The sequence below is a fragment of the Streptomyces sp. NPDC053665 genome, assembly GCF_055585285.1.
The window spans coordinates 79,653-85,932 of the sequence record NZ_JBVJKK010000001.1; the positions used below are offsets into that span (position 1 = coordinate 79,653).

A 6,280-nucleotide genomic window follows, 5' to 3' on the forward strand; every position below is an offset into this window, starting at 1 on the left:
GCTTCCGCGAATGTGCCGCCGGGTACTCGCCCACCGGTGCGGCGGATACCTTCACCCTGCCGAAACCCCCCGGCAACTCCACTGGTATGTAGGGTCCTTGGTGAGCCGGACCGAAGCTCAAAACCATTCCTGCACGCGTTGCGCGGAACGCGGGGTTCTCTCTAGCCTCAGCGGGCAACCAGGCGACAGGACTTGCTCGAACGAAGGGAGCGCGACATGGCGGACAGTGCCGCGAGGAAAGCGGATTACGCCAAGGGCTTGGGGGGCGTCTCGTCCCTGGAGTCGGCCCGGAGCCAGGTCGAGAAGATCCAGAACAACGTGGCCGAGCTGGCCGCGCGTTCGGGCGTCGGCGGTGACGAGGGGCAGGCTCTCCTCAAGCTCTTCCGGAGCTGGAACGCCGAGGCGCAGAAGGTCGTCGTCCAGATCAGCAAGATGGTCGACGCGCTCCAGGAGAACGTGACCTCCGCCAACCGTCTGGCGCAGGAGAACCAGGACCTGACCGAGGTCCTCAACAGCAAGACCACCCAGGGCGTCTTCGAAGCACTGCGCTGACTTCCCCCCTTCCGGCATCGGCCCTCGTGGCGTGGCCGGACCCCGCGAGCCTTCCGGGCCTGGCGCCCGGCCCCCGAGAGGAGACGTCATGGCCGACGGCATCATCGACGTGCAGTACCCCGTGGTCCAGCGGGCCATCGAGGATCTGAAGGACCAGACCCAGCAGATCATCAACACGCTCAACACCCTCGAGGACGAGCTGAAGCCGCTCGTCGGCTCCTGGGAGGGTTCCGACCGGCAGATGTACGTCCAGGTCCAGGCGGAGTGGGACCAGGCCACCAAGAACATGGCCATGCTGCTCGGCGACAGCGGTCAGCTGATCCAGAGCATCCACGACAACCACTCCCGCGACGAGCGTCGCAGCGCCGACAACTGGGGCAACGTCCGGGCCAGGTAGCACCCCCGGCCCTCACCGGTACGGCCGTCCGCGCGCCGGCGCCGACGCGCGGACGGCCGTACCGGTGCCGCTCGTCACCCCGTCCGGTACCAAGCCGCAGGAGGACGTCCCATGGCCGGTGACAAGGCCGACGTCAAGCACTTCGACCTCAAGCAGATGGAGAACTTCCGCGACAACGAGGTGCAGCCGGTGTACACCGCCGCCAAGAAGCACCGCGAGGAGGGCGACGGGTCACACATCCGCCCGCTCGGCCAGCTCATCGACGGGCACACCACCCCGGACAACCTCGCCCAGGACAAGCAGCTGCTGCGCATCGGCAAGATGGTCACCGAACCGCTGGTGTCGGGCCCCAAGCTCATCGAGGACGTGCGCGCCGCGGCGGAGTCGATCGACAAGCTGCTCGGCGACCAGATGGAGTTGTTCAAGGAGCTCAAGGAGGCCCTCGGCGACACCATCGACGAGGCCAACAAGACGAAGGACAAGAACCTCAGCGCCATCGACGCGCAGACGCTGCTCATGACCTTCGAAGAGGTCGACTCCCTGACCGCCGGCAGCTCCGGCGGGAACAACGACGACACCTGACCCCGCGCCGCACGTGCCGGCCCGGCCGCGGAGCGGCCGGCACACCCGCACCGCGGCACCCGGCTGCTGATGGCATGAGAACGCCGTGCACCGGCACACAGGACAGGCACCGACCAGAAAGGGCGCCCGGTGGCCGATCGGTACGATCCCAACTCCGTTGCGAACCTGGACAAGTTCGACAACGCCGGTGACCCGTCGTCCGACACCTGGGCCACCCTGGTCACCCACATCACCGGGTACCCCGTGCCGGACCGCGGCACGATCTTCGACACCCTGCGCTCCGACCACGGCGGCAAGCTCTTCCGGATGGACATCAAGGACCGCAGCCTCGGCCTGCTCGTCAAGGACTCCGGCTTCCTGACCAACACCGGCGAGGACTACGACATCTGGTTCTTCGACCGCGGGAAGAAGACCCAGATCAAGCAGGCCCGCATCGTCTTCGAGGGCCGGGTCAAGGCCGGGGACGAGGTGATCTTCGCCTCCCCGGGATCCGACAACGTGCACGACGCCCAGGTCCGTGAGGGCAACGAGTTCACGGACTACAACAAGGACAAGATGAGCACGATCCCGCTGGCCCGGTACATGAACGGGCCACGGGCGGCGCTGCTCGCCCTGCTGGGCGGCAGCACCCAGGACGCCCGGTTCAGCAACCTGGGCGTCGGCGGCGGCGACGTGGTGGACCTCAATTCGTTCGACACCACCGGCGAGTCCTTCGACTACGCCGCCAAGTTCTTCAAGGACCACGCCGTGGTGCTGAAGGACTGGGAGGACCGCTTCGGCCGGGACGACGCGAGCTGGAAGGGCGAGGCCGCCGAGGTCTTCCGGAGCCTGCTGAAGAAGATCCGCGAGAACTACGACAACTACGTCGAGACCTTCAACGCGAATCCCGGCTCGGGCAGCGGGACCGGCACCGGCAACACGGTCTACTCCCGCGCCCTGTCCCTGGGCCGCACATATCTGGAGAACGCGGCCGACACCCTGCTGAAGGCATGGCTGGACTGGGCCAAGTCGCCCTACTACGACCCGCACCAGGTGCTGCGGTACGTCCTGGACGACCTCGCCCAGTGGGTGGACGCCAACAACGTCGCCAAGACCGACATCAAGGTCACCCACTACCGCTACGGCAGCTCCACCTACCACTCCCCGCAGGCCGGCTTCCTCCAGGAGCACCCGGAGTACGGCGACCTCACCGACATCGCCAACTGGGCGAAGGTCGGCGACAAGGCCGTCAGGATCTGGAGCCAGGGCGTCGACGAGTACCTGGGCAAACCCGCGGCCCAGGTGCAGTCCTCCCTCAACAACCACTTCCTCGACCTGGGCAAGGACTTCTCGGAGAACCTGCCCGAGCCGAAGTCGACCACCACCGCGGCCGACGACTACGAGAAGAGGAAGCTGCAGGAGGAGAAGGAGGAGATCGACAAGCAGAACGAGGAGAACCGCAAGTACCAGGACGAGCTGCGCGCCGAGCAGGAGCGCCAGCGCGAGGAGGACCGCCGGTACCAGGAGGAGCTGCGCAAGGAGCAGAACCAGCAGCGCGAGGAGGACAAGAAGTACCAGGACGAACTGCGCGCGGAGCAGAAGCGCGAGCAGGACGAGGCAAAGAAGATCCAGGACGAACTCCGCGACGAGCAGAAGCGCGAGCAGGACGAGGCCAGGAAGTACCAGGACGAGCTGCGGGCGGAGCAGAACCAGCAGCGTGACGAGGACAAGAAGTACGCGGACGAACTCCGCGAGGAGCAGAAGCGCGAGCAGGACGAGGCCAGGCGCGAGGCCGAGGAGCAGCGCCAGGCCATGGAGGAGAACCTGGGCGGCCTCAACGACCCGCGGGGCCCGCTGAACGAGCAGGACCTCGGCAGCCTCGACGACCTGCTCGGCCGGAACGTCCCGGTCACCGAGAGCGCCGGCGACCTGAACGGCACGGGCGGCGGCGACGACCGGAGCCCGACCGGCGGTATCCCTCCCGTCACCACGTCCCTGGGCAACCTGGGCGCGCTGAACAACGGCCCGTCCGGCAGGACCGGCAGCGCGGCCGACGACGAGGTCACCCGGAGCCTCGGCAGCCTCGGCGCACTGAACGACGGTCCGGGCGCGTCCCTGCGGACCCCGACCGGCGGCAGCACCCGGCTCGACGACGGCAAGCTCACCACCGGCTTCCCCGACGGCAGCAGCACCTCGTTCGACCCGGATTCCGGGGTGCTCACCACCACCCACCCGGACGGCAGCGTCACCACGGCCGACCTGGGCGACGGCACGAGGGTGACCAACCCCGACGGCTCCGTCACGTCCCTCGGCGACGACGGCAAGCTGACCACGACCTTCCCCGACGGCACCACCCAGACCGTCGACCCCACCACCGGCCGCACCACCACGACCGCACCGGACGGCACCACCTCGACGACGGACCTGGGCAGCCTCGACGGCCTGAACGGCCGCGACGGGGTGCTCGACACCCCGACCGGAGGCAGCACGCAGCTCACGGGCGGCGACCTGACGACCGACTTCCGCGACGGTGGACGCACGTCCTTCGACCCGGACACCGGGGTGCTCACCACCACCCACCCGGACGGCAGCGTCACCACGGCCGACCTGGGCGACGGCACGAGGGTGACCAACCCCGACGGCTCCGTCACGTCCCTCGGCGACGACGGCAAGCTGACCACGACCTTCCCCGACGGCACCACCCAGACCGTCGACCCCACCACCGGCCGCACCACCACGACCGCACCCGACGGCACCACCACCACCGAGGACCTCGGGCAATGGGGAAGCCTCAACGGCCAGAACCAGCAGGGGAATCCCGGTGGCGTGGGCGACCTGGGCGACCTCGGCCGGGACGTGGTGACCGAGTCGATCGGCGACCTGGGCGGCCTCAACGCGGACCCGTCCGGCCTGGAGACACCTACCGGCGGCCACACCTCGCTCGAGGACGACGGCGACTTCGCCACCACGTTCCGCGACGGCAGCCAGAGCGTCTTCGACCCGGACAACGGCATGCTCACCACCACCCGGCCGGACGGCTCCAGCACGACCGCCGACCTCACCCACGGGGCCACGGTCACCAACCCGGACGGCTCCCTCACCACCCTGGACAACGGCCGGTTGACCACCACCTTCCCGGACGGCAGCACCCAGGTCATCGACCCGGACACCGGCATGGCCACGGTCACCGACCCGCAGGGCCGCACCGAGACGGTGAACCTGCACGACCTCAACACGCCGTCGATGCCGGACCGTTCCGACCTCCTCGACGGTCCGGGCGAGCTGAACGGAACCGGTGGCGGCAGCTCCACGGTCACCCGGGACGTTCCGCTGTCCGCACTGGGGCTGGGGGGTGGCAGCGGACCGGCCGCCAGTTCCGCCGCTCCGGGCGGCTTCTCCGCTGCGGGCTCCTTCTCCCCCGACGGCTCCGGGGTGGCTCCGCTGTCCGAGGGCGCCACCGCCCCGCTCGCACCGGCCGCCACGTCCGGCGCCCCGGGCAGCCCCGGCATGCCCGGCAGTCCCGGCATGCCCATGGGCGGCATGGGCGGCATGGGCGCGGGAGGTGAGCGGGGCAACGGCGAACGGGTGCGGGCCGTCCTCGTCGACGCGGCGGAGGAGAGCGAACGGCGCAATCGCCGCCGGCGGAGCCCGTGGAACCGTCAGGAGGACGCCGACACCTTCCTCGCCCCCGCGTCGCGGGTGGCGACCACCGGTGGCGAGTCCCCCGAGGAGGAGGCGGAGCCCGGCCGCAGGCCGGCCACGTCCGCCGACTACCTGGAGGAGGACGCGGACGTATGGGGCACCGACGAGGGCGGCACACCGGCCGTCATCGGCCGATGAACGGACCCCGCGGAAGAAGGGAGGGGCGAGCGTGACGGAACCGCTGGAGAAGCGCCTGGAACAGGCGATGGCAGAACTCCAGGCAGCCCAGGAGGCGTTGGCCCGCACCGAACGCGAGCTGCGCGAGACGTCGTTCGCGGTGCTCTCCTCCGACCGTGCGGTACGGGCGACGGTCGGGCCGCAGGGTGAGCTGACCGGCCTCGAGTTCCTGGAGAACAAGTACCGCGACATGTCGCCACAGGAGCTGGCCGCCAGTGTCCTGGAAGCGGCGGGCGCGGCACGCCTGAAGATGAACCGGCATGTCATGAAGGCGATGGCTCCTTTCACGGAGCCCAGCAGCAACGTGCCCGAGCTGAAGGGCTTCGAGGTCGACTGGGAGCGGATCTTCGGCCCCGAGGTGCTGCGCGACGACGAGGAGCCGGCGCGCGGCGGCGAGCAGGGGCCCGCTTGGCGTGACGCACTCGACGAGGACGGGGAGGACTGACGGTGGGACAGCGCTACTACGTGGATCCGCACCGCATCGAGGCCCTGGCCGGACAGTTGGAGGAGATCGGCTCCCTGGCCCGGAGCATGACCGAGGAGTTCCTCGACGAACTGGCGCCGACGGTCAACTGGCCCGGTACGGACGGGGAGTTCGCCGAGAAGGCCAGGCCGCAGGAGCAGAAGGAACGCCAGACGACCAAGGACACGATGATGTCCATCCGTGACGCCCTGGTGGGCATCACCGACGCCACGGTCAGCCAGGTGCGGATGATGAAGGACACCCGCGACCGCAACATCGAGGACATCGAGCAGCGCAACAGCCGGATCGAGACCGACGGACTGGGCGGCGACGGGAGCCCGGGCGGGCATGGGCGCCGCTGACCCCTGCGCCACCGGCCGCTCCCTCGTCCCCGAGGGAGCGGCCACCGCGGGCTGCCCGCGTGACGC

General features: G+C 69.6%; 6 protein-coding genes. All 6 read left to right on the forward strand.

Features of this window, described 5'->3' with window-relative positions; genetic code table 11:
• Window positions 1–216 precede the first annotated feature (216 nt).
• The 6 genes from ACZ6ZN_RS00325 to ACZ6ZN_RS00350 all read left to right on the forward strand — a co-directional run bounded on the left by ACZ6ZN_RS00325 (window position 217) and on the right by ACZ6ZN_RS00350 (window position 6,214).
• Complete coding sequence (locus ACZ6ZN_RS00325; protein WP_398107232.1) at window positions 217–552, forward strand: hypothetical protein; 336 nt, start codon at window positions 217–219, stop codon at window positions 550–552.
• 88 nt (window positions 553–640) lie between these two features.
• Window positions 641–949, forward strand: a complete 309-nt coding sequence (locus tag ACZ6ZN_RS00330) for a WXG100 family type VII secretion target (protein ID WP_398107233.1) — start codon at window positions 641–643, stop codon at window positions 947–949.
• A gap of 111 nt (window positions 950–1,060) precedes the next feature.
• Window positions 1,061–1,531: a type VII secretion system-associated protein gene (locus ACZ6ZN_RS00335; RefSeq protein ID WP_398107234.1), complete on the forward strand. Its 471-nt coding sequence runs from the start codon at window positions 1,061–1,063 to the stop codon at window positions 1,529–1,531.
• Between the two features lie 129 nt (window positions 1,532–1,660).
• A complete protein-coding gene (locus ACZ6ZN_RS00340; RefSeq protein ID WP_469641931.1) occupies window positions 1,661–5,350 on the forward strand; it encodes an AAWKG family protein in 3,690 nt (1,229 codons plus the stop codon).
• Window positions 5,351–5,381: 31 nt separating this feature from the next.
• Complete coding sequence (locus ACZ6ZN_RS00345) at window positions 5,382–5,834, forward strand: YbaB/EbfC family nucleoid-associated protein (RefSeq protein WP_398107236.1); 453 nt, start codon at window positions 5,382–5,384, stop codon at window positions 5,832–5,834.
• A gap of 2 nt (window positions 5,835–5,836) precedes the next feature.
• Window positions 5,837–6,214, forward strand: coding sequence for a hypothetical protein (locus tag ACZ6ZN_RS00350; protein ID WP_451880080.1), 378 nt, complete (start codon window positions 5,837–5,839; stop codon window positions 6,212–6,214).
• The last annotated feature ends 66 nt before the right edge of the window (window positions 6,215–6,280 follow it).

Excerpts from the sequence above, each read along its gene's own strand:
- ACZ6ZN_RS00325 (WP_398107232.1), top strand. The coding sequence starts at position 217 with ATGGCGGACAGTGCCGCGAGGAAAGCGGATTACGCCAAGGGCTTGGGG.
- ACZ6ZN_RS00335 (WP_398107234.1), top strand. The coding sequence starts at position 1,061 with ATGGCCGGTGACAAGGCCGACGTCAAGCACTTCGACCTCAAGCAGATG.
- ACZ6ZN_RS00330 (WP_398107233.1), top strand. The coding sequence starts at position 641 with ATGGCCGACGGCATCATCGACGTGCAGTACCCCGTGGTCCAGCGGGCC.